This window comes from Paenibacillus lacisediminis (assembly GCF_046567315.2).
This window is the reverse complement of sequence record NZ_JBKIAX020000009.1, coordinates 73,514-97,646: the sequence shown is the minus strand read 5'-3', so window position 1 is coordinate 97,646 and position 24,133 is coordinate 73,514. Positions and strand designations below refer to the sequence as shown.

Genomic DNA, 24,133 nt, shown 5'->3' with positions numbered 1-24,133 from the left:
CTTTTGTTCCCGGTTGATGGTAATCGTTTAACCGGTGGCGTTATATTGGATAATTTTTAAATTTATTGCGCATTTCCGTCTGTTTATACAAGCAAAATCGGATGATGTCGGAACGGAAGGAATCTTTGATTTCGACAAACCTAAGGGCAACCCGGTATTTTTGTTCGGAATGTTTCGCGCAGCTGATAATTTTACCGGTAAACGGAATATGCTTTTGGTAGACACTCTTACTTAAATAAATGGACCCTTGAACTTCTTCTCCCTGTTCCAACGGAGCAGGGCAAAGAAACGAAAGACCGCCTCCGCTGATGTCGAGGGTGGTAAAAACAAGTTGCTCATCCTCGCCGGCGGCGTGATCAACCGGTTTCGCCCGCAGCTTTAATTCGATTTCCAGAGGAACGCGGAAAAAGTGGCGATGCTGATTTTTTTTTCGCTCGATTCGCAGGTTTTTCAGGTATCCGGCATCATCGCCGTCGTCTTCGCCGATGTTCATTGCGATCCCTCCTCTTTAGTCTGTGTCAACTGGAGGCAGCAGACTATACTATAAGTAGACCATACAAAACTCTACAATTTCTAAAACCGGACCGGCGCGCGTGAATGAGGACATTTTTTTTGGTAAAATATCTTGTGCATTCAAGCACATTTAATTTTAAAGGATGTTATGTCTATGAACCATACGAAAGTGGCAGTTATCGGCAGTCTGAATATGGATATCGTCGTGGAGACCCCGCGCCATCCGCAGGTGGGAGAGACGCTGCTTGGCGACCGTGTCCGGTTTATGCCCGGAGGCAAAGGGGCCAATCAGGCGGTTGCGGCGGCGCGTCTCGGGGCGGAAGCCCTGATGATCGGGGCCGTGGGGGACGACGCTTTTGGCCAGGAACTGCTAAGCGCTCTTGAGCGGGACGGCGTCGATGTAACCGGCGTAAAACGCCTGCGCGGGACGGCGACGGGCATCGCTTCGATTTACGTCAGCGAGGGGGACAACAGCATCGTGGCGGTTCCCGGGGCGAACGGACAGGTTCAGCCGGAGGACATCGACCGCAATGCGGAGAAGCTGAATCAGGCGGATATCGTGCTGTTGCAGCTGGAGACCCCGGTCGAAACGGCGCTTTACGCCGCCCGGAAAGCGAAGGAGCTCGGTAAAATGGTGGTGCTGAACCCCGCCCCGGCACAGCCGCTGCCGGAGGAGCTGTTCCGCTGCGCCGACTTCGTGACGCCAAACCGGACCGAGCTAAGCGGCTATACCGGCATCGCGGCCGATGGAAACACGCTCGGGTCGGCTATGCGGCGTTTGCAGGAGTTGGGCGCCGCCAACGTTGTTACAACGCTGGGGGCCGGCGGGTCGGCTTATTTGGACGGAAACGGCGAGGTGCGCCTCGCTATGGGCCATCCGGTGCCGGTGGTCGATACGACGGGGGCGGGCGATTGCTTTAACGCCGCGCTAGCCGTTTCGATCGCGCAGGGACGGAGCCTGCGGGAAGCGGTGGAATACGCGGCGCTGGCTTCCGCACTGGCCGTCACGAAGTTTGGCGCGCAGGCGGGAATGCCTACGGAGGAAGAGGTCCGTTTGTTTGCGGCCGAGAGGAATGAGCGGAATGAGCGGAATGTTGGTGGGTGACGGTGCTTGCCGTTCAACCGCAAAGCCGCCGCGGTTTGCACTAACCGCGAATCGCGGCAGATCAACAGTAGCAGAACGATCTCAACTAATCTCCCGGCTTTCAAAAATAGCGGAATTTTATGATCCTATTTTCTGGAATGGACCTTGTTCACCCCATTAGCGGAATTTTATGGTCTTATTTTCCAATAGACGATGCAAAAAGTGGCCTTCTCTCTGCGATTCAAGAAAATAGCGACATAAAATTCCCCTATATCAGCCAGATTGGGGGATGTCGCCGAAATAACGCCATTTTTTTCCCTTATGTTTTCGCCTAGGTTTTCAGGCAGGCTAACTTAACACTGGAAAGGATGCGAATGCCGGATGGATTTTGTGATGGAGAGTCGGATTGGTGTGAAGCGTATTTATGAACTGCCTGCTTCCGGGGACGGGTATCGTATATTAGTGGACAGGCTGTGGCCGCGCGGCGTTTCGAAGGAACAAGCCGCGATCGACGAATGGATGAAAGCCATCGCGCCCAGCCCCAAGCTTCGCAAATGGTTTAATCATCAGCCGGAGCGTTTTGCGGCTTTTAGCGACAGCTATGTCCGCGAATTGGAGACGGATCCGGAGCGGGCCATACTTGCGGCCCGCATTCGCGAAATGGCGGAGAAGCAGCGGGTCACGCTCGTTTATGCCGCCAAAGATCCGGTCTGCAATCATGCGGTTGTGCTGCAGCGCTGGCTGACCAGCTAAGCTAGTAGACGATTCTGGAAATAACGTTAGCATGATGGCAAATGAAGACTTGAGAAAACGGCAAAATTAGTCTATTGAAGATCTCGGGAGAAGAGACAGCATAAAGGAAAAAAAGGCGCTATTTCAGCGATATCCCCCATGTTGCGTGGGATAGAGGAATTTTATGGCGCTATTTTTACGATTTAGTAGCGAAAGGGTGCCTTTCGACCTGTTCATCGAAAAATAAGACCCAATAGTTCCCCTATCGTGATGAATAGGCTCACATTCGGAAAATAAGACCCTAAAGTTCCTCTATTTTATGGGGACGGACGATACTGAGCACAAGACTAATATAGAACAAAGCGATCCATGGCCCCTGTCCGCAGATAAGCCATATTATTTCCGGATCATTCTACTAGTTATTAAGCGAGTTATCGTTATTCGGCTTTCTCGATGATTGGCATGACGGTTTGGCCCTCGATCACGAGAAAGATGTCCCCTTCATAAGGAAAGACGATGACTTCCGGATGGGATATGCTGACGCTGGTCGCCTGATCGCTGATTTGTTTCCATTTTTGGCCGTTGGCTAGCTCGTAGATTTTGCCCTGCTGGAATCCGGTGAACTCGCCTTTCAGGCTGGTTTCGGCATAATTGGGGTCCTGTTTGATCGAATCGGCGATATTGTTTTTGTTGGGCAAAGAGAAGGGTGCTTCAGTTTGCTTATTGATCGTCTCGTACGGTACCTTGATGTCCACGAAACCTTCCGAATAAGGCGCGACCCCGTAAGGCTGGAACCGGTACACGATGCCTTTGTCATAGAGATAAAAACTGTTGTCCATGTCCAAAGTGAACGAATAGGCGCTGTCCGGAAATACGTTTTCCCCTGCGGCTGATTTTTTGGCCAGTTCGTTCGCGAGGGTGATCTCAAGATTGTCCTTCTGATAATCCTTGGTGAGGATATCCTTCAGCTTGATCTGTTTCCCGGTCTGCATGTCGAAATTGTAGGAAACCGAAGCGAGCATCCCGTGAGCTCCGCCCGCGTAGTAGTAATCGCTGTACACGATGGACAGGCGGTTGTTTTTGTTGTATTTCGTGCTGGGCGTGGTTTTGAAAGAGCCGTTTTTGGACTGCTTTTTGGCGGCACTGTTGGAAACGGCGGCGTTTACGGCGTGCAGCTTGAGGATTTTGTTGATTTGCTGCGTGACGGCTTTGCTGGCCCCGGAGATCTGTACGTACTGCTGGCCTTTGTAGGACAAGGTTTTGGTTGTAATCGCGGACGCTTTGTTATCCGCTTTGACGGACTGGGGCTGTGCGGCCAAAAGGATGAGCAGCGCCAAAGAACATAAAACTGCCAACGTTTTTTTCATTAAAATTCCTTCTCTCTAGTTGAATAGATGTGTCTCAATCGGTTATATGGCCGTCTTTGTGAAGGACGGTTTCATTGCTTTGGACTGCACGCCTGTACAAATGCTTTAAAAAGCCGGAAGCTGCTGTCGTCGAGCTTAAAGTTGAATTCCGGATGCCACTGCACGGCCAGGACAAATCTCTTTTCCGGCATGACGACGGCTTCGATCAGCCCGTCCTCCGCTATAGCGGCGGCCGTAAGCTGCCCGGACAATTTTTTGATCCCCTGATGATGGTAGCTGTTTACCTTTAAGGACTCCGCCTTCACGATCTCATACAGCGGGTTTCCTTGTTCAATGTGGACGTCGTGAACGGGGATGGTGTATGGCGGGGTTTGCTTATGTTCGATCTGAATAGAGCTCACCCGCTGCGTAGGAAGATCCTGGTACAGCGTCCCGCCGAGCAAAGCGTTAAACAATTGCAGGCCGCGGCAAATGCCGAAAGCGGGCTTATCCTGCTCGATCGCGCGGTTAAACAGCAGCTTTTCCATGACGTCTCTTTCCTCGCACTGTGCCCCACAAACCGGATCGACCGGCTCCCCGTAAATTTCCGGGTTAACATCGTGCCCGCCCGTGAACAAAAAACCGTCAAACGTTTCGGCTATGGCCAAAATGGTTTCTGGGTACGTCGTTAACGGAAGCATAAACGGAATCCCGCCGGCCTCCTCGATGCCTTTCATATAACCTGGCAGCATCCAGTAGCTTTCTTTCTCTTTGTCGTATAGAGGCAAAACCCCGATCAGCGGTTTTTTCATATAAATGTCCTCCCCACCCCTATAAGGGTCAAATCTATGAATTTAGTAGATATTATACATGATCAGAATCGATTACTCCTTTCAAATAGGCAGGAAGAACTAGATGGTTTGTCGAAGGTCCATTATAGATACCTTCATCCATAGGAGGGTACTGAAGTGAGCGGATTTTATCTTGCAAGTGCCAAAGCATTTACAAAATATCGTTGAAAGGTGAATTTTCATGGAAGATCAGGCCAAATTGCGAAAAAAAGAATATACCGACTGGTTAAGACGGAAGAAGAAAGCGGATGGACAACCTTATTCTGAAGGAACTGTTAGTCAATATGTCCACTACTTAAACACTTCTCCAGCTAAGCTTAATATTGAACTTGAGACAACCAATGTATTCGAAATAGCCGACGCCGATCAATATCGGAACATGAGAATAGCTATGGAGCAGGCGGAAAATTTTTTACTGGTAAATGAAAGAGGCGGTAACAAAGCATTTCAATATGGCCTTGCATACTATGAGGATTTTCTTAGGGAGCGAGAAAACGATTTGAGTTCAGAATTTATAGCCAGTAAAGGGAGCGATCTCTCCATTAATGTTACTGGATCTTCTGTGTTAGGTTCGGAGAATCAACGGCTGTTAGACAAAAATATCATTTTATACGGGCCGCCGGGGACCGGGAAAACCTATCATACCGTGCTTTATGCGGTTTCGATGCTTGAGAATAAGCCGCTCGACGTCGTTCTCGAAGAAGAAGAGGCAGACGGATACGTTCAAATCAAGAAACGCTTTGAAGCCTATAAGGCAAATGGACAGATCGAATTTACGACTTTCCATCAATCCTACGGTTACGAGGAGTTTATCGAGGGCATCAAACCGAAAATGACATCCGATGGAGAAACGGAGCCCGGGAACCGGGAAGTCGTTTACGATATTGTGCCCGGCGTGTTTAAGAAGTTCTGTGAAAAGGCGCAAAAGCCAATCGTTCAGGACGGCAACGACTACGGAATTGGTAATGAACCAACGATATGGAAGGTCTCTCTGGGAGGTTCCAAAGAGAATCCGATTAAGCGGGATTGCTTCAATAATAACCGGATTCGTATCGGATGGGATTCTTATGGCGAGATCTTAAGCGAAGACACGGATTACAGCCAGTATGGAGGAAAGATGATTCTCTCTCGCTTTATTCATGAGATGAGGCAAGGAGATATTGTTCTCGTTCTTCATGACGAAGAATCCATTGATGCGATCGGTGTTGTCACGGGAGAGTACGAGTGGCTGGAAGAGATGGAGGAATACAAACGTTCCCGAAAGGTGAACTGGTTAGTCAAGGATATCCGGGAGAACATTTTGGAGTTGAATGAAAATAAGGTCATGACATTAGGTTCCGTTTACCGATTGACCAGAATTGAGCTTAAGCATGTACTTTCTATTTTGGAGAAACATAACAACGTGCATGTTAGTTCGGTTATCCAAACGACGAGTAACAAAAACTATGTTTTTATCATCGACGAAATTAACCGCGGCAACATCTCCAAAATTTTTGGAGAACTGATCACCCTTATCGAACCGACAAAACGGATCGGGATGCCGGAAGAAATCAAGCTTAAGCTTCCGTATTCGCAAGAGCCTTTTGGCATTCCGAATAATGTTTATCTGCTCGCTACCATGAATACGGCGGACCGTTCCATCGCCCGGTTGGATGCGGCGCTGCGGCGGCGGTTTTCATTTGCCGAGATGATGCCGGATCCTGGCCGTCTTGCCTCTATTGAGGTCGCTGGGAAACTGTTGAATCTGGCAACGATTCTGGAAACGATGAACCGGAGAATTGAAGCGTTGTACGATCGTGAGCATACCATTGGTCATGCATACTTTTTGAGTTTGTACGAGGAGCCCACGCTTGGGAAACTGGGGCATCTTTTCGAGCATACGATTATTCCTCTGCTCCAGGAATATTTCTACGACAATTACGAGAAAATCCGCCTTGTGTTGGGGGACAGCAACAAGCCGGAGTCGGAACAGTTTATCGTTGTTAACAAGGTGGATATGAAAGGGCTATTCGGTAATCTGGACGAAGTTGATCTAGAAGAATCTATTACTTACAAAATCAATCGTGATGCATTCCATCAATTAGGATCTTATCTAAAAATATACGACTACAACAACTCGGATTAGGTGCGCAATGAGCATGAATCTATTCAATAACAGTCGAAAGGTTAATAAGGTTACGTTAAAAGAGTATGGAACTTTATGCAAAAATCCTGACGGACTTCCACTTGGATATCAGTGCATAGCCGAATCGGCCTTTGACCGCCTGGAGCGTTTTGTACTGGAAAGCAGAGGAACAGGCAATATGACGGATGCTCTTGAACTAATGACCGTGGGGAGCAGAAGAGGGATCGGCAAAATCATCAGCGCCAAAAACCATGTAGGTGTGATCGCCATGGCCGATGGGACTCAAATCGAAATTCTGCCCAAAATATACGCTCGGGATGATGAAAGTTCTATAACACAAACGAAGAGCATCTTTATCGATATGTTGAGGTCCATCAACGATATACCGAATAAACAATTCAATCCGACCGGCCTTAGCGCGGAGAAGAACCATGTACTGGACATTTTCATTCGCATGTTCATCGAAGAAGCTGCAGCCTTAGTCAAACGCGGCTTGAAATTCGATTATTCGGTGCATCAAGACAACGAGCGCTTCTACAATGGAAAACTTCTCTTTTCCCAGCATATGAAGCATAATGCCGCCCACAAAGAACGCTTTTATATCGAATATGACGAGTTCAGTCTTAACCGGCCGGAAAATCGGCTGATCAAGACAACGGTGGAACTGTTGCTTAAGGTTAGCGACAATCCAATTAACCAAAAGGACCTTTATTCTTTACAGGGGGCGTTCGACAGCGTGGAGAGATCCGTGTATTCGGAGCGGGATTGGGCCAACGTATCTACGGACCGGACCATGCAAGAATACAAGACGATATTGGAGTGGTGCCGCCTATTCTTAGCCGGTAAAAGCTTTACTCCATTTAAAGAGGGCAGTGTCGCTTACGCGCTGTTGTTCCCGATGGAAAAAGTATTTGAACGTTACGTGGCCGGACTTTTGAAAAAAATGCTCGCACACCCCCAAATCCGCGTAAAGACGCAGGATCGGTCTTATCGGTTGTTTGATAAACCGCCAAGATTTCAGTTGAAACCGGACATTGTCGTACAAGGACCGTCTGGAGTTGTAGTGCTGGACACGAAGTGGAAGATCCTTTCCCAAGGTTTGGACTTCGGTATTTCGCAAGCGGACATGTACCAGGCGTATGCTTACGGCAAAAAGTACGGGGCGGGTAAGGTCTACTTGATTTATCCCTGGGCTCCCCGTTTGTCGGGAGTTGCACAGCCCATCCGATTCGATAGTGGTGATGGGGTGGAGGTGCGCGTCGCTTTTTTGGATTTAAGCTTAGGGAAAGCATGTGTGGATGGGTTGGTGGATGAAATGATGTTGGGGATTTGATAGCTATCCTCTCTTTTCAAACATTCATTTGCTGGCAACTTAGTGTCACCAATTAAGAGTAATATGTAATACAGAAAGGATGAGGGGTAAATGATTAAAACTTTAGACCTTAAGGGGACTTTCTTTACCTATTTGAACGAGAAGAACCATTACGACACGAATATAATTGGATGCATGGAGCGAACTGTCCAAAAATTACTTGATACAGAAACAACGTTGGATCGACCGGGCATGCTACTGGGGAAAATTCAGTCTGGGAAAACCCGTACCTTCCTTGGTGTCATGTCATTGGCATATGATAATGGTTATGATGTCGTCATCATTTTGACCAAAGGAACCAAAGCACTTGCACAGCAAACGCTTGAGCGACTGAAGTCCGAATTTAAAGACTTGAATGAACAAGATTACATACAGATATTTGATATTATGGTCGTGCCGTCACTGACCCGATATGAACGAAATCAAAAACTCGCCTTTGTGGTCAAAAAGGAAATTCGTAATATGGAACGGCTACATCAAGCCTTCTTTGATACTTATCCAGATCTCGTAGACAAGAAAATTCTTATTATTGATGACGAGGCTGATTTTGCAAGCATAGGTTTTACGAGTAAGAAGGATGAAGAGCCGGAAATTAAAAAGATTGCGGGGAAAATCGATGAATTCAGAAGAAAAGTTGCAGATTGCAGCTTTTTACAAGTAACAGCTACACCTTACTCTCTTTATTTACAGCCTGAAGATATCGTGATTGACTCTGAAGTGTTCAAGCCAATTAAACCGGTCTTTACTGAATTGGTTCCTATCCATGATAAGTACATCGGTGGAGAATATTATTTTCACGAAAGTGAAGAAGAAGGAACTATCGCTTATCATTTATTTGAGGAAGTTTCTGAAGATGAGCTGTCAGTCCTAAAGAAACAAGATCGTCGTGTCTTTAAAATTGAAGAATGCTTATTCAGCAACAAAATTAAATCCCTTCGAAATGCCATCGTAAATTTTATTATTGGCGGCTGTATTCGACGGCTTCAGAACAGATATGAAAGTAGCGCCGGTAAGAAATATAGCTTTATCATCCATACGGAGCAAGGGAAGGCTGCTCACGAATGGCAGGAGAGCATCATTGATGCCATTGTCGAAAAACTAGCAGAGGAGTCCAAAGACAATTCGCCACTGTTCCAACGATTGGTACAAGAGGCTTATGGGAACATGGAGGAATCTATTAAGCTCTCTGTTATGAAGATGCCGGGACTTTCTGAAGTAATTATTGAAGCGAAACAAGCATTAGATGATGGGTATATTATGGTTACGAAGGTCAACTCCGAGAAAGATGTGAACGAACTTTTGGACGCTTCCGGGCAGTTGAAGCTTAGAACGCCCCTGAATATTTTTATCGGCGGACAAATCTTGGACCGAGGTATAACGATTGGAAATCTGATTGGGTTCTATTATGGTAGGCGCCCCAAGACCTTCCAACAGGACACAGTTCTGCAGCATTCTCGTATGTACGGAGCAAGACCAGTTGAAGATCTAACAGTTACTAGATTCTATACCACATCAAGTATCTATGCAGTTATGCAACGTATCCATGAATTTGATTCCGCCCTTCGTGAAGCTTTTGAGAAAGGTAGTCACGATAACGGAGTTGTATTCATTCAAAAAGATGCGAGCAGCCACATTATTCCGTGTTCTCCAAATAAAATCTTATTGTCCGATACGACTACGCTGAAGCCAAGAACGCGTCTTCTGCCTATCGGGTTTAAAGTAAAGGCAAAAACTCATGTTCAAAAGCCGGTAGCGGCCATCGAGGATATTATCGGAAAGTATTGCCACGATACTGGTAACTCTCCGGAACCATTTATGATGGACGTAAGCGACGTGATTGAAATTATTAATTACATCGCCACTACCTTTGAGGAAGGACATACTTGGAATCAAAAGGCTTTTATCGCAAGTTTGGAGTATTTGACTACCCTTCCTGAAAATCAAGCACTTAAAGGAAAAGTTTGGGCTATCGTAAGGCGAGATCGTGATATTTCCCGGGCAAAGAATGACGGACGTCTTGAGAACTCCCCAGAGTCTTATCAAGAAAAAGGGTTGGCGAAAGAAAAAGCAGTGGATATTCCAGCGATTGTATTACTTAAACAAAATGGTACTGCTGCCGGATGGAACGGCACGCCATTCTTCTGGCCTGTTCTTGTCGCGCCTCAAAAGATGCAGACTGTTGTTTTTGCGAATCATTTGTTTGCGTATTAATGATAATTTAGGTGAGTTTACTATAGTTCGAAGTAAAAATGATATATTAAATAGTGTATTGTTTTTTATATGATGATCTTGCTGAATTGTTATTACTGGAGGAATTATACATGGACCAAAGATTGCACAACCAAATTGTAAGCTTTATATGGGGAATCGCGGATGATTGTCTGCGTGATGTATATGTACGAGGAAAATATCGGGATGTCATCTTGCCAATGACGGTTATCCGCCGCCTTGACGCGGTACTTGAACCAACTAAGAAAGCTGTACTTGAGATGAAAGCTACATTGGATAGTGCCGGTGTACTCAATCAAACCGGCGCACTTTGTAATGCAGCAGGGCAAGCTTTTTATAATGCTTCTCCTTTCACACTAAAAGATTTGAAATCAAGAGCTAAACAACAGCAGTTGAAGTCAGACTTTATTGCCTACTTAGACGGATTTTCCCCGAATGTTCAGGAAATCCTTGATAAATTTAAATTTAGAAACCAAATCGATACGATGGTGGAAGCGGATATATTAGGTGCGGTTATTGAAAAATTCGTAAGTCCAACAATCAATCTTAGCACGGAACCCGTGTTGGATAATCAAGGTGAGGTTAAGCTACCTGCACTTGATAACCATTCCATGGGTGTCATTTTTGAGGAACTGATTCGGAAATTTAATGAAGAAAATAATGAAGAAGCCGGGGAGCACTTTACTCCCCGTGATGTTGTTGAATTGATGGCAGACATCGCCCTTCTCCCCGTGGCGGACAAAATTACGGATGGTTCTTACCTCGTTTATGACGGTGCTTGCGGTACCGGCGGGATGCTTACCATCGCTGATGAAAGACTACAGCAACTCGCTTCTGAATTTAATAAGCAGATCTCTATTAATCTGTATGGTCAAGAGATCAACCCTGAAACCTATGCCATCACAAAAGCGGATATGTTACTAAAAGGTGAAGGCTTGCAAGCGGATAATATCGCTTATGGCTCGACGCTTTCTAATGATGGCTTTCCCAGTACGAACTTCGATTTCATGTTATCTAACCCTCCTTACGGTAAGAGTTGGAAAACCGATTTAGAGCGGTTAGGCGGAAAAGGTGATATTACAGACACGCGTTTTGTCGTATCTCATGATGGTGAACCGGATTTCAGGATGATTCCTCGCTCCAGTGACGGGCAGTTGTTATTCTTGGCAAACAAAATTAGTAAAATGAAGCATAATACCGAACTTGGCAGCCGGATTGTAGAAGTCCATAACGGCTCTTCTTTATTTACCGGGGATGCGGGCCAAGGCGAAAGCAATTTACGGCGATACATTATTGAAAACGACTGGCTCGAAGCAATCATTGCCTTGCCAGAAAACATGTTCTACAACACGGGAATTGCGACTTATATTTGGGTAGTAACCAATCGTAAAGCTTCTCATCGCCGAGGCAAGGTACAACTGATTGATGCAACGAACTTAACAAGTCCATTAAGGAAAAACTTGGGCAACAAGAACTGTGAGTTCACGCCAGAACTTAGAAAAGAAATCGTTGATATGCTGATTTCATTTGAGGAAACGGAACATTCAAAGATTTTCGACAATAAGGAATTTGGTTATTGGAAAATCACGGTGGAAAGACCGCTCCGTTTAAGCGTGGATTTAGCGAAGGAAAGGCTGGAATCCCTTTTTGCGTTATGCACGGAACAGAAAGAAGATGAGTTAGTCAAGGTTATTTCTGACCTGGCTGAAACCAAGAATTATGGCAAAATCAACGATTATAATTTGTTTCAAAAAGAATTAACCCAAATTGCCGAACGATTAAACATTAAGCTGTCAGCCAAAAAGTTGAATCTGATAAAAAACAACCTTGCTTATACAGATGAGACCGCTGAAAAGATCATCAAAAAAATTCATAAACCAGGAAAAACAAAGGCGAATCCCTTGTACGGCCTGTTTAGCGTGACTCTGAACGGCAAAGCATGCGTCGTGGAATATGAGTCTGATGCGGAGTTGCGAGATACCGAACAGATCCCGCTTTTATACGGAGGCGGTATAGAACAATTTTTTAAAGACGAGGTATTGTCTTTTGCACCCGACGCATGGATTGATAACAGTAAGTCGCAGATCGGTTATGAAATCAGTTTTACGAAGTATTTTTACAAGCCGGTAAAACTACGGACTCTTGAGGAAATTAAGGCGGATATTAAGGCCCTTGAAGCCGAGACAGATGGGTTGTTGCAAGAAATCATAGGGGGTTAACCTGGATGTATAAAGAACTTAAACCCTATGGGAAGTATATTGAAACAGAATATGATTGGTTGGGAAATGTGCCCAAACATTGGAAAAAACAGACGATACGTTCTATAACAAAGCTTTCCAATGAAAGGAATGGTTCTAGAACTGATTTAGAACTATTATCTGTTTATCGTGAGTATGGAGTAATAAGAAAATCATCAAGAGACGATAATCATAATGTAGAAAGTCAAGACTTATCTAATTACAAGTATGTAGATAATGGGTATTTAGTTCTTAACAAAATGAAAATGTGGCAAGGATCATTGGGTGTATCAAAATATAAAGGTATAGTTAGCCCCGCTTATATCGTTTGTAGACTTGTTGGAGAATTGAATTATGATTACATTCATTATTTACTAAGGTCATCCGAGTTTAAAACTATCTATAATAGAATTTCGTATGGTATTCGTGTAGGGCAATGGGATATGCGGTATGACGATTTCAAAAATATAAAACTTTATATCCCACCTCGTTCCGAGCAAGACCATATTGTGAAATTTTTGGACTCTAAGCTTGCGAAGATCAATAAATATATAAGAGCTAAGAAGAAACTTATTCAAGTTTTAAAGGAACAAAAGCAAGCACTTATTAACGAGGCAGTGACTAAGGGTCTTAACCCTAATGTTAAGATGAAACTTTCAGGTATTGATTGGGTTGGTGATATTCCTGAACATTGGGAAAAAGATAAAATTACAAGATTATTCAACATTATTGGAAGTGGTACTACCCCTAAAAGTGGAGATAGCAGTTATTATAATGGTGAGGTTAATTGGATCAACTCCGGTGATCTTAATGATAGTTTATTAAATGATACTAAGAAAAAACTTACAATTAAAGCATTAATAGATTACTCAACATTAAAGATTTACCCAAAAGACACAATAGCAATAGCTATGTACGGTGCTTCAATAGGAAAACTTTCTTTAACAAAGGTTGAAGCTTGCTGCAATCAAGCTTGTTGTTGTTTATGTAATATAAATAATAAAAAGGTATCAATTGAATATGCTTTTTTTATTCTTTTTACTTGCAGAAATTCTTTAATAGAGCAAAGCAAGGGTGGGGGACAACCAAATATTAGTCAAGATATTATTAGAAAGACATGGTTTCCTTTGCCGCCTATGAAAGAACAAGAATCAATTATTCAATTTGTAAAAGACAAAGTTCAAAAAATCGATAAGAGTATTGATAGTATTCAAACAGAAGTTCAATTAATAAATGAATATCGTACTCGCCTTATTTCTGACGTTGTTACTGGTAAAATTGACGTGCATGATATTGTAATTGAGGATATGGATGAACTAGATACTGACTCCATTGAAATTGATGAAAATGTAGTACAAAATGAAGAAATTGCAGATCTGGAGGAGGTTGAGATTTAGTGCCAACCAACACCAAAGAGAGCGGACTTGAGGATCTAATTGTAAACTATCTAGTGACAAATAACGGGTATGAACAAGGGGGAAATAGCGATTACAACAAAGAATATGCCATCGATGAGACTCGCCTTTTTCGATTTTTGCAAGCGACTCAGCCAGACAAGCTAAAAACTTTGGGTGTTTTCGATAGCGAAGTGAATAAAACGAAGTTTCTGAATCGCTTGCAGGGTGAGATTGCGAAAAATGGCGTAATCGATGTACTAAGAAATGGCATCAAAGTATATCCGGTCACGCTTGATTTGTATTATCTCACCCCCTCATTGCAGAACGAGAAGGCTAAAGAACTGTATCGTAAGAACATATACAGTGTTACTCGGCAGTTGATGTACTCTCGTGACAATACGAAGCTTGCCCTTGACCTTGCCATTTTCATCAATGGTTTGCCGATTATTACCTGCGAACTGAAGAATAGACTTACTAAGCAAAACGTTGAGGATGCGGTATATCAATATAAAACCGACCGTGATCCGCGAGAACTGCTGTTCAGTTTTGGACGATGCATGGTGCATTTTGCGGTCGATGATAACGAAGTGAAGATGTGTACGAAACTCGATGGCAAGAAATCTTGGTTTTTGCCTTTTAATAAAGGCTACAATGATGGAGCGGGAAACCCTCCTAATCCGGAAGGCATAAAAACGGATTATTTGTGGAAGCAGATATGGAAGAAAGATGAGCTATCCAATATCATTGAAAACTACGCACAAATCGTAGAAGAGAAGGACGCCGAGACCAAGAAGGTTAAAAGAACTCAAATTTTTCCCCGTTATCATCAACTTGCCGCTGTGAAGTCGATACTTGAGGATGTAAGTATCCAAGGGGTTGGACAGAAATATCTGATTCAACATAGCGCTGGCAGTGGGAAATCCAATTCCATTGCCTGGCTTGCTCATCAACTCGTTTCCATGACGAAAGACGGAAAAAATATGTTTGATTCTATCGTCGTGGTAACGGACCGGGTCAACTTGGATAAACAAATTAAAAATACGATAAAAGGTTTTATGCAAGTGGCGAATACGGTGGGTCATGCTGATAGCTCCGGTGATCTTAAGAAACTGCTTCAAAGCGGAAAAAGCATCATTATCACGCTGGTGCACAAGTTCCCCTATATCCTTGAAGATATCGGAAATGAACATCGGAAAAGCAATTTTGCGATTATTATCGATGAAGCCCACTCCAGTCAAAGCGGAACGATGTCTGCCAAGATGAACATCGCTTTATCCGATAAATATGAGGATAGCGAAGAGGAAACGACGGAAGATAAGATTTTAAAAATATTAGAGGGTCGTAAGATGCTGACAAATGCGAGTTACTTCGCCTTTACGGCAACTCCCAAAAATAAAACGTTGGAAATGTTCGGTGTTCCTTATCCGGAGGGTGGTAAAACCAAGCACAGACCCTTCCATGTGTATACGATGAAACAAGCCATCCAGGAAGGGTTTATCATGGATGTGCTCAGATATTATACGCCGATCAAGAGTTATTATAAGCTTGCTAAGATCATTGAAGATGATCCTTTATTCGATAAGAAAAAAGCACAGAAAAAACTTCGTGCCTATGTGGAATCCAATGAAACAGCCATTGCATTGAAAGCCGAAATCATGATGGATCATTTTCACGAACAAGTCATAGCCAAGGGGAAAGTAGGCGGTCAAGCCCGTGCCGTGGTGGTAACCAGCAGTATTGAGCGAGCTATCCAATATTATTACGCTATATCTGCGTATTTGGAGAAGAGGAGAAGCCCATATAAAGCAATCGTCGCTTTTTCAGGTGAACATGAATTTGGCGGAAAGAAGCTTACGGAAAGCGGGATAAATGCTTTTCCAAGTAGTGAAATTGAAAAGAAAATGAAAAAAGATCCATATCGGATACTGGTTGTCGCAAATAAATTTCAAACGGGTTATGATGAACCGTTGCTTCATACGATGTATGTTGACAAAATGCTTTCAGATATCAAAGCGGTTCAGACCTTATCCCGACTAAACCGTGCTCATCCGCAGAAACATGATACTTTCGTCTTGGATTTCGCCAATGAGACGGATACGATCAAAGAGGCCTTTTCCAAGTATTACACGACGACTGTTTTATCTGATGAGACCGATCCGGATAAACTCAATGATTTGGAAAGTGATATTAAAGGGCATCATGTTTTTACAGATTATCATGTGGATACCATTGTGGAACTGTATCTTAACGGAGCTGAACGGGATAAACTTGATCCGATTCTCGATGTATGCTCAAAAAATTATGAGGATGAACTAGACGAAGATCAACAAGTCGATTTTAAGAGCAAAGTCAAAGCTTTTACTAGAACATACGGTTTTTTGTCGTCTATTTTACCTTACGGTAATGCGGAATGGGAGAAGCTATCCATTTTCTTGACTTTGCTTATTCCGAAACTCCCGTCCCCCAAGGAGGAGGACCTTAGCAAAGGAATCCTTGAGACAATTGATTTGGATAGTTATCGGGCAGAGGCGCAGGCTACCATGTCCATTGTATTGGAAGAAAAGGCAACCTATGAGGTTGATCCTGTGCCTGCCGGAGCGGGGGGAGCCAAGCCGGTGCCGGAGTTGGATTTGTTGAGCAACATTTTATCGAGTTTTCATGATCTTTTCGGGAATATTCCTTGGAAGGATGCGGACCAGGTCATCAAACATATCACCAGCATCCCTGAAATGGTGTCCAAGGATAAAGATTACCAAAATGCAATGAAAAATTCCGACAAGCAAAATGCAAAAATTGAGAGTGACAAAGCTCTGAATAAAGCGATCATTAATTTAATGACGGATAATATGGAGATTTTCAAGCAGTTTAACGACAATCCGTCATTTAAGAAATGGCTGTCAGATATGGTGTTTACTTTAACATATAGAAAAACTGCTGGTTAGAAAAGGTGAGAGGTGGCATGAATGGTGCCACTTCTTTTTTGTTTAAAGTATGGGAAGTTGGTTAACATTGACAGCAATTACCTCTAGGTTATAATTAGGGGATAGAGTACTGCGTAAATGGGAAAAATGAGGAGAACAGGTTATGATACAACAATTCTTGCCAAACGGCAATCTTACACCTGGGATTCACACCTATAATTTGAGCGAATTTGAGCAGCAGTTTGTTTATGATTTTTCAACATCAGTAAGAAGATCGGTTATTTATCATAATTTCAAGCAATGGATTGAACAGTTGCTAGAAGTACTTACACCTCGATATATTTGGTTAGATGGAAGTTTTCTTACCCAGAAGGTTGATCCTAATGATATTGACCTTGTTGTATTTTACTACCCTGAAGATATTCAAAGCGGCGAACAAGCTACGACACTTAAGAATTTAATTCAAAGTGTATCAAGAAGATATGACTGTGATGCATATTTTTGTTTGTCTTTTGAACATTGGGACCCACAACAACTTGCAGCTTTTCCCGAGCAAAATATAAAAATTATGCAGACTTATTGGATGGGACAGTTTAGTTTTGATAGGTCACGGAACCCGAAAGGTATGGTACAAATAGAACAACAGGAGTTACTATCACTTATGGCAGGGGGTGTAAAACGATGAACGCCTTTGATGAACTAACCAATCAAATTAAAATAACTGAAGAAATAATTAAAGTTTGTAAAGCGAATCATGAAGCTTTAGGATTGCCGAATTATATCTCCGAATTGGAAATCGGTTCGTTACATCAGAGACTTGATGAATTAAAACGACAAGCTATTGAAGAGAGTAAGTTTCAGTCAGAGGAACTGGAAGTAAAGTTGGAAACAAAAAGTCTTCCTTCTGGGCAGATACCGGTTAGAACCCTTACAACTGTTCTAGGTGGTTTACAAGCTCTTACGGATTGCGTTGCCAATACATTATTTAATCAACCTAGTAACCGTGGTCCAATTCCACAAGAGATAATTGAACGAAATTCTTGGATTCTTAAAGAGGTAAAGGCTGGATCTTTTATTGCTGTTATTGATTTGAAGCATGAGGAACAATTGACGATCGACGAAGCCCCACAACGTCAAATTATTTCAGAACTTTACAGTTTATTTAATGCTTCTGACGAAGAAGAATCCTTATTGGAGGCAGTATCATCCTTGGGAACCAGAACCCTAAAATATTATACGGACTGGACAAAGAGTATCCGCGATTTGGATGTCCCTGTGGAAATTAATTGGGTTACTATTCAAGCTAATAATCAAGAAACAAAAGCATCTTTTGATCCTGATAAGGCAGGAAAGATCTTTACAATTCTTAACGAACGATTATCCTCGCGAGAGGAAGAGGTAGTGCTTGAAGGCAGATTGACTGGCATTAATGTAAGGACTAACTCGTTTGAATTATGTACTCCAGATGGAAATAAAATTGTGGGTAGAATTGTGAAAGATAAGGTATCAAAGTCTGCAGGATATCTTGATAAAAGGTGCCGTGCGGGATTGTTGAAAATAATTACACAAAGCTCTGCCGGAAAAGAAAAGGTGTCTTGGATTTTAAATGACGTTGAATACCTTGACTAAATGGAAGCATTAGAAGGAGGAGGCTTAAAATAAGTTCTTCTCTTTTTTGTTTCTTACCGAAATTAATTTAGGGACAACCGTTTAAAAATTCATAATAAGTTTTTAGTTTATGTAAATGAATGGTATAGAAATCACTTATCTGAGGATGGAGGAATAGGATGCAAAATTTTCAAGTGCACGGTCATTTCCTGAAACGCGGGGAGCATTTTTTTCGCAAGGCAGCGTATCTTCAATGGGGGCGATCTAACAAATCGTTGGGGTGCTGCCTGCTTTTGAATCCAGGATCAGCTTCGTTGGAAAGGACTGAACCACACCTTTTTAAGCAACTTTTGGTAAACGAAGAGGCTCAGGGACAAGTCAACGCAGATCCTACTATGAAACAGTTGGCTGCGTTTCTGGAACGGGTCTATGGTGAAGAGGTAGAGGGAAAGTTCCATATTTACAATTTGTTTTGGCTGCAAAATACGGATGATCAAGATGCGATTGAACAGTACGTGGACCTAGTGGAACGTGAAATGTTTGATTACGACGAATCATTAATTGAAAATGCTGAGTTGCAACAACATCCATGGATTCTTCTGGGGTGGGGAGTGAAGCCGCATAAAAGACATTGGCAACCTCTAGTCCAAATTAAAGAACAGTGGTTTTCGTTAATTCAAACCTCGGGTATCCTTTCCTTTGGAAAACCACATCCAACACGAAAATCAGGCTATTATTACTACCATCCGTGTCCCCAGATTCCAAAACAACGTCCGTTCATTATCGATGATTTGCATGAATTATATCAAAGAACTGTGGAAAAAAATAGAAAGCCTATTCGCTGAGAACTAGACTAAAGCCATGGAAGCGGAAATGGACCGATTGGCCGTGGAGTTGCTGAGCGAGGATTACAAGGTAGCTACTTACAGTCAAACGCTAAATAATACTTACTACGATTCGCTGAATCCCAAGTATTGTTTCCCCGTACGAAAGGGAAAGCTTGGAGGCCAGTGGAATAGGCGTATTTAGTCGAGGCGGCGAAGTATCAGGCGAAGTATCATTGGAAGTTTGCCTCTAGAACTCTCGGGGAGATGCATAAGTACACGGACGGGATTTTCTTGGCGGGCGTCGATCAACGGGCGGTGGATAGCGTGTTTATCGTGACTCCGGTATGGGATGAGGACCTGGATTTTTTTAAGCCGGATTTTCACAGGAGATACAATATGGGGGCTATCGGGTTAACTCCAGGAGGGGACCGAAGTGCCTTAATGGAGTGGGTGGATCATATTTTGGTCAAAGGAGGGGAAGGTGATTGATTGCTGAAATTCACAACAAAATTTCGTGTACAGGAAGCAATTTGTCTGATCGGCTGGAAGATCAATTAACCGGGGATTTTTTCGGAGCGATCCGTTATCTGCCTTTTCAACAGGGGCTGGAACATGTACTTGCTGCTGTTCGGCTTGAAGATGATGTACAGGCTCCTGATTCAGGTTGGCGTAAGCTTCTTGATTCCATTCAAGATTTTGACTATACACTCCATTTCTGGCCGCGATATACAGAGGGGGAGATCGATCTTATCCTGGAGCATTCCGATGTAATCATAGGGATTGAGGTCAAATATTATAGCGGCATTTCATCGGATGATGAAGAGTTGGAGGAAGTTTCTCCTGAAGTGAGCAGTCATCAATTGGCTCGATATGCCAGAATGCTCGAGGACATTCGAAACGGACGCCCGGCCTACCTTGTCTTTTTGGCTCCTTTTGAAATTTTGTTGCCCGTGGAAGCCGATATAAAGAGTCGGGCGATTATTCCTTTGAGCATCCCTTTGGGCTTTTTGGCGTGGCAGAACGTATTGGAGCAATTGCAAACGGTCGGTACCGCTTCTTATGACAGGGGACAGCAAATGATTATTCGGAATTTGACGGATTTGTTAAAGAAAAAGGGATTTGAGCGGTTCCACGGGTTTTTAACCGGAGAAGTTCGACAACTAACTATTCATGAACAGGTTTATACCTTTAAAGCTAGGACACATGAATACAAAAATATGATTTGGCCAACAAAAAACGACCATTAAGGAGGAATACTATGTCTTCAATAAATGAGTATGGCGAAACATTAGTCTTGCGGTAAAAGTGATTCGGAAAACGTACAAAAATGTGAGCCTGCTTTTGGGCGAAATGGACATGGTTGGACGGGAGCAAGGGTTTGTCTCCCTCAATTCCAAATTTTTGCGTTGGAAATCGGATAGTTATGAGGATGGCTGGCTGCTCAGTAACTTTATTAAAGTATATCAGTTGGAAGGTGAATCCGCTGGCAATGATCAGGTACCGGATTTGAAGGATGGACCGGTATTCGTGGTAGAGATAGATTTGGAGGGTGAAGAGGTGTGCCCGCAAATCACTTTGTCGCGTTTTCATTACGACTTGTCCAAATGGGAACATATGCCGGCCATTTCGGATCATTGGTTGTTTCACGATCCTTACCGTTTAGAAAATCATTTTATCATTGAAAACGAAGGGCTATGGATAAGCAAGACAAGAGACAAGTCCGTAAACCGGTATTGGGGCCTTCAGCAGGCGCTTGGAAAGACAATCCCCCTTGTTAACGTATGCGACGCAGCATCCATTAAAGAACAAGTTTTTGAATCCCTATTAAAGTTACCGCAATTGTAGTAGAAAGGACTAGACCCTGTGTTTTTACAGGGTTTCCACTTGTTTTCATAACTTATAACGAGGTGTGAAATGGAGCTACTATATATCTATTTAAACAACTACAGAGGTGTATTTAAAGAACAGCAGTTTAATTTCAGTAGTGAGCTGCGTTTTAAATATAACAAGGCCTCAAGGGAATTACGTGTTGAGAGGAATGATCAGTATCTCCCTCAATTTTTTCAAATCGGTAATGAACGCGATCCTGAGCATGGTAAGATCGTGAACGTTACAGGCATAATCGGTAAAAATGGAGCTGGCAAAACAACAATTCTGGAATACATAAAAGAGAATCTTGTTGAGGGAGCAGGAGGGCTTTTAGATAAAGCAATCATCATCATGCGAAATGAGAAAGGAAGGGGAAAAATTTTTGTTCATTCCGACCTAAGGATTGAAAAAGGTAACTTTTATGACTTCGATTTTGAGGAACCTTATTATTATGAAGAAAATGCCGATAAAATGCTGCAGTTGTTTACTTCTGTGATAAGCGACACAACTGTTGTGTTCTATTCGAACATCTTCGACGTCCGACAAGAACTTGAATGGGCTGGAATGCGCAATATTTCTACGAATTACTTAGTAAAACATTATAAACATGACATTAAAGAAATGAATGAGGATTTTTTGATTAGCGAAACCGAATTGTATCGATTGGAGGAAATCCGAAAACAACTTCATTTTATCTATAGCACTCGAAATGAACTGCAATATTTACCTTTCAAACTACCAGATCATGTGATTGTAACTACGCGGTCCACTCGATTCGATATTCAGGCTGTAGATCCGAAAAATAAAAGGAAAAAAGACAATTCTAATTTTAACTACATCATAAGACATTTAGTGAATTCGCATTCAGAACAAAATTGGACCGATAAAGTAAAAAAACACTTTTGGGTCTCACTTTTAGATACATTCTTTCAGGAACTTCAAGAAATGAACTTAGAGTTAGTGTTAGATGAAACTGTGTTAAACTATGCATATAACGAAGAGGATAGTCTTTATAAAAAACTAACACTTGTTCTCCAGACCATGATACAGGGTATTAAAAATAATAAGTACAGTTACGATGCACTTTGGCGTTGGTTTGATTGCATCAAGCAATTACTTGATTTTTTCGAAGTACATATAACTAAAGATACAGTCAGCCATGTAGATTACTCGTTTGTTATTCCGCTTAATGGATCAGAAAATGAATCCGAATCTCCTTTAAAAAAACTACTAGATTTACATGTGGAAGTGGCACGTTTATTCCCTCTCCTCGATTTTAACTGGGGGGATTTAAGCTCTGGGGAAAAAGCATTTTTAAGTTGCTACGCAAGATTTTATGCCTTAGCTGACAATCAACAGATCGCTAGCAATATGCATCTAGAGAGAAATGTGCTAATTCTTATTGATGAAGGCGAACTGTATCTACACCCGGAATGGCAAAAGAGTTTTTTATACAATTTGATTCGATATTTACCGTCCATCTATACCAATCGGAATATACAAATCATACTCACTTCCAATTCGCCCATCATCGTTTCCGATTTACCCAAGGCTAACCTGATTTTTATAGATAAAGGAGAAAATGGAAGCCAGGTCATTGATGGGCTGCAGGAAACCAAACAAACCTTTGCCGCTAATATCCATACATTATTTGCCGATGCCTTTTTTATAAAAACCGGGCTAATTGGTGAATTTGCGAATCAAGTTTTGTTATCGCTTATCAACACCATAAATGAAACCCCGTCCCCGGAATTGTTTGAACGACGGGTTGTGCTTGAATCCCTAATTGGGCAGATCGGGGAACCTATACTTCGAACGAAAATTTCTAGTATGCTGAAAAATAAGATCCACGATTATGTGGACAGTACTCAAGGCAACAGGCAACTTCTTGAAACGATCAGAAAGATGCAAATCGAGATTGAAGAGTTGAAAAGAGGGAAGGGTAATGATTTTAATTAATGCAGATAATCAGGTCAATATGGCTGAAGTTGAGAGGGAACATCTAAAATATTTTAAAACAAAGATTATTCGCAAGTTAAGCTTCAAAATTGGAATCAAGCACGGTCGAAACAAACCCTTTTATACATATCTTCGAGATTATATTGACGATATTCTAATCGGTAAACCACAGAGATTAGATCAAATAGCTAAGGAAATTAAAGGTTCGTATGGAGTCACATTCGAAGATAAATCCTCAAGAAAAACCGTGTTATACAGGGAGTTGCTTCAAATATTTAATTATAATACTTTTGTTACGAGCTATCCGCCGGCAAAATGGGGGGCTTACCAACTTGTTTCCAAGTTGAATGTAAATGTTTGCCCTTATTGCAATCGCCAATATACATTTATGGTAATCAGCGACGACCCGGTCTACAAAGGGAAAACACGAGCTCGGCTCGATCATTTCTATGACAAAGCGACATATCCCTATCTTGCTGCATCCTTATACAATCTGATTCCCTGTTGCAGTATTTGCAACTCCGATCTCAAAGGAACCGATGATTTTACAATAGACACGCATTTAAATCCATACGTAGATGAGTTCGGTCAATATTTCAAATTCGGAATCGACATGGTTGATAAAAGCAAATTAAAACCTGGTGTTACCTCTCAGATTGATTATTTGTTTGGCAAAGGCGAAGAATTTGAAATTGTCATACGGGACAAATGTATGGATCCTGTGTTGAGGCAGAAAGTAGTAAATAACCTTCAGGTATTTAAAATCAAGGAGTTATATAATCACCACAAAGATCATGTGCTCGATTTGATTAGAAAAAAGGTCGTCTACACTGAATCACAAATTGATGAGTTGTACAGTCTGTACAGCGGTCGGCTCTTTTCCAGCCGTGAAGATGTGATCCAAATGATTACATCTAATTATATTGGACATGAAAACCTGGATAAAAAGGTGTTGGCCAAGATTACACAGGACATTTGTGAAGAGTTAGAACTATATATTTTGTAATTTTTAACTTAGGAATGGTGTTTAAATGAAAAGTTACTTAGCACTTCAAACCATTTG

At 42.5% G+C, this 24,133-nt stretch carries 19 protein-coding genes; 16 read left to right on the top strand and 3 right to left on the bottom strand.

The annotated features are described in order from the left end of the window. Positions 1-40: 40 nt before the first annotated feature. Complete coding sequence (locus ACLD72_RS18205; RefSeq protein WP_411000567.1) at positions 41-493, bottom strand: flagellar brake protein; 453 nt, start codon at positions 491-493, stop codon at positions 41-43. 174 nt (positions 494-667) lie between these two features. Here ACLD72_RS18205 and rbsK point away from each other — a divergent pair, with 174 nt between their 5' ends. After that, a complete protein-coding gene (gene rbsK / locus ACLD72_RS18200) occupies positions 668-1,618 on the top strand; it encodes a ribokinase (protein ID WP_458476100.1) in 951 nt (316 codons plus the stop codon). A gap of 372 nt (positions 1,619-1,990) precedes the next feature. Continuing rightward, positions 1,991-2,350 (top strand): DUF488 domain-containing protein, encoded by a 360-nt coding sequence (locus tag ACLD72_RS18195; RefSeq protein ID WP_458476099.1) that lies wholly within the window; start codon positions 1,991-1,993, stop codon positions 2,348-2,350. Positions 2,351-2,766: 416 nt separating this feature from the next. Here the strand turns inward: ACLD72_RS18195 and ACLD72_RS18190 are convergent, their stop codons facing one another. Next, a complete protein-coding gene (locus tag ACLD72_RS18190) occupies positions 2,767-3,696 on the bottom strand; it encodes a DUF3298 domain-containing protein (RefSeq protein WP_411000571.1) in 930 nt (309 codons plus the stop codon). A 71-nt stretch (positions 3,697-3,767) separates the two neighbouring features. Beyond that, positions 3,768-4,487 (bottom strand): gamma-glutamyl-gamma-aminobutyrate hydrolase family protein, encoded by a 720-nt coding sequence (locus ACLD72_RS18185; RefSeq protein ID WP_411000573.1) that lies wholly within the window; start codon positions 4,485-4,487, stop codon positions 3,768-3,770. A 601-nt stretch (positions 4,488-5,088) separates the two neighbouring features. Here ACLD72_RS18185 and ACLD72_RS18180 point away from each other — a divergent pair. The 14 genes from ACLD72_RS18180 (at position 5,089) to ACLD72_RS18115 (ending at position 24,076) form a co-directional block, all read left to right on the top strand. Then, entirely contained in the window at positions 5,089-6,651 is a 1,563-nt protein-coding gene (locus tag ACLD72_RS18180) for an AAA family ATPase (protein WP_458476098.1), read from the top strand. Between the two features lie 13 nt (positions 6,652-6,664). Beyond that, complete coding sequence (locus ACLD72_RS18175) at positions 6,665-7,984, top strand: McrC family protein (RefSeq protein ID WP_458476097.1); 1,320 nt, start codon at positions 6,665-6,667, stop codon at positions 7,982-7,984. 90 nt (positions 7,985-8,074) lie between these two features. Continuing rightward, positions 8,075-10,234 (top strand): Z1 domain-containing protein, encoded by a 2,160-nt coding sequence (locus ACLD72_RS18170; protein WP_411000579.1) that lies wholly within the window; start codon positions 8,075-8,077, stop codon positions 10,232-10,234. A gap of 110 nt (positions 10,235-10,344) precedes the next feature. Continuing rightward, on the top strand, positions 10,345-12,471 hold the full coding sequence (locus ACLD72_RS18165) for an N-6 DNA methylase (RefSeq protein ID WP_411000581.1): 2,127 nt from the start codon (positions 10,345-10,347) through the stop codon (positions 12,469-12,471). Positions 12,472-12,476: 5 nt separating this feature from the next. Next, entirely contained in the window at positions 12,477-13,886 is a 1,410-nt protein-coding gene (locus ACLD72_RS18160; RefSeq protein ID WP_411000583.1) for a restriction endonuclease subunit S, read from the top strand. Next, positions 13,886-16,828, top strand: a complete 2,943-nt coding sequence (locus ACLD72_RS18155; protein WP_411000585.1) for a type I restriction endonuclease subunit R — start codon at positions 13,886-13,888, stop codon at positions 16,826-16,828. The genes ACLD72_RS18160 and ACLD72_RS18155 overlap by 1 nt, the downstream gene beginning before the upstream one ends. Before the next feature lie 142 nt (positions 16,829-16,970). Continuing rightward, the gene (locus tag ACLD72_RS18150) at positions 16,971-17,492 is read left to right on the top strand and encodes a DUF6932 family protein (RefSeq protein WP_411000587.1); all 522 of its coding nucleotides are present in this window, start codon (positions 16,971-16,973) and stop codon (positions 17,490-17,492) included. Beyond that, entirely contained in the window at positions 17,489-18,436 is a 948-nt protein-coding gene (locus tag ACLD72_RS18145; RefSeq protein ID WP_411000589.1) for a hypothetical protein, read from the top strand. Before ACLD72_RS18150 ends, ACLD72_RS18145 begins: the two co-directional genes overlap by 4 nt. 158 nt (positions 18,437-18,594) lie before the next feature. Beyond that, positions 18,595-19,260 (top strand): hypothetical protein, encoded by a 666-nt coding sequence (locus ACLD72_RS18140; protein ID WP_411000591.1) that lies wholly within the window; start codon positions 18,595-18,597, stop codon positions 19,258-19,260. Positions 19,261-19,506: 246 nt separating this feature from the next. Beyond that, the gene (locus tag ACLD72_RS18135; protein WP_411000593.1) at positions 19,507-19,731 is read left to right on the top strand and encodes a hypothetical protein; all 225 of its coding nucleotides are present in this window, start codon (positions 19,507-19,509) and stop codon (positions 19,729-19,731) included. After that, on the top strand, positions 19,728-20,489 hold the full coding sequence (locus ACLD72_RS18130) for a hypothetical protein (protein ID WP_411000595.1): 762 nt from the start codon (positions 19,728-19,730) through the stop codon (positions 20,487-20,489). The genes ACLD72_RS18135 and ACLD72_RS18130 overlap by 4 nt, the downstream gene beginning before the upstream one ends. Positions 20,490-20,571: 82 nt before the next feature. Then, complete coding sequence (locus ACLD72_RS18125) at positions 20,572-21,087, top strand: hypothetical protein (protein WP_458476096.1); 516 nt, start codon at positions 20,572-20,574, stop codon at positions 21,085-21,087. Between the two features lie 69 nt (positions 21,088-21,156). Then, positions 21,157-23,070, top strand: a complete 1,914-nt coding sequence (locus tag ACLD72_RS18120) for an AAA family ATPase (RefSeq protein WP_411000599.1) — start codon at positions 21,157-21,159, stop codon at positions 23,068-23,070. After that, positions 23,057-24,076: a hypothetical protein gene (locus ACLD72_RS18115; RefSeq protein ID WP_411000601.1), complete on the top strand. Its 1,020-nt coding sequence runs from the start codon at positions 23,057-23,059 to the stop codon at positions 24,074-24,076. Before ACLD72_RS18120 ends, ACLD72_RS18115 begins: the two co-directional genes overlap by 14 nt. The last annotated feature ends 57 nt before the right edge of the window (positions 24,077-24,133 follow it).

Excerpts from the sequence above, each read along its gene's own strand:
- ACLD72_RS18145 (WP_411000589.1), top strand. The coding sequence starts at position 17,489 with ATGAACGCCTTTGATGAACTAACCAATCAAATTAAAATAACTGAAGAA.
- ACLD72_RS18185 (WP_411000573.1), bottom strand. The coding sequence starts at position 4,487 with ATGAAAAAACCGCTGATCGGGGTTTTGCCTCTATACGACAAAGAGAAA.
- ACLD72_RS18175 (WP_458476097.1), top strand. The coding sequence starts at position 6,665 with ATGAATCTATTCAATAACAGTCGAAAGGTTAATAAGGTTACGTTAAAA.
- rbsK (WP_458476100.1), top strand. The coding sequence starts at position 668 with ATGAACCATACGAAAGTGGCAGTTATCGGCAGTCTGAATATGGATATC.
- ACLD72_RS18135 (WP_411000593.1), top strand. The coding sequence starts at position 19,507 with ATGCATAAGTACACGGACGGGATTTTCTTGGCGGGCGTCGATCAACGG.
- ACLD72_RS18115 (WP_411000601.1), top strand. The coding sequence starts at position 23,057 with ATGATTTTAATTAATGCAGATAATCAGGTCAATATGGCTGAAGTTGAG.
- ACLD72_RS18205 (WP_411000567.1), bottom strand. The coding sequence starts at position 493 with ATGAACATCGGCGAAGACGACGGCGATGATGCCGGATACCTGAAAAAC.
- ACLD72_RS18170 (WP_411000579.1), top strand. The coding sequence starts at position 8,075 with ATGATTAAAACTTTAGACCTTAAGGGGACTTTCTTTACCTATTTGAAC.
- ACLD72_RS18120 (WP_411000599.1), top strand. The coding sequence starts at position 21,157 with ATGGAGCTACTATATATCTATTTAAACAACTACAGAGGTGTATTTAAA.
- ACLD72_RS18150 (WP_411000587.1), top strand. The coding sequence starts at position 16,971 with ATGATACAACAATTCTTGCCAAACGGCAATCTTACACCTGGGATTCAC.
- ACLD72_RS18165 (WP_411000581.1), top strand. The coding sequence starts at position 10,345 with ATGGACCAAAGATTGCACAACCAAATTGTAAGCTTTATATGGGGAATC.
- ACLD72_RS18140 (WP_411000591.1), top strand. The coding sequence starts at position 18,595 with ATGCAAAATTTTCAAGTGCACGGTCATTTCCTGAAACGCGGGGAGCAT.
- ACLD72_RS18160 (WP_411000583.1), top strand. The coding sequence starts at position 12,477 with ATGTATAAAGAACTTAAACCCTATGGGAAGTATATTGAAACAGAATAT.
- ACLD72_RS18195 (WP_458476099.1), top strand. The coding sequence starts at position 1,991 with ATGGAGAGTCGGATTGGTGTGAAGCGTATTTATGAACTGCCTGCTTCC.
- ACLD72_RS18190 (WP_411000571.1), bottom strand. The coding sequence starts at position 3,696 with ATGAAAAAAACGTTGGCAGTTTTATGTTCTTTGGCGCTGCTCATCCTT.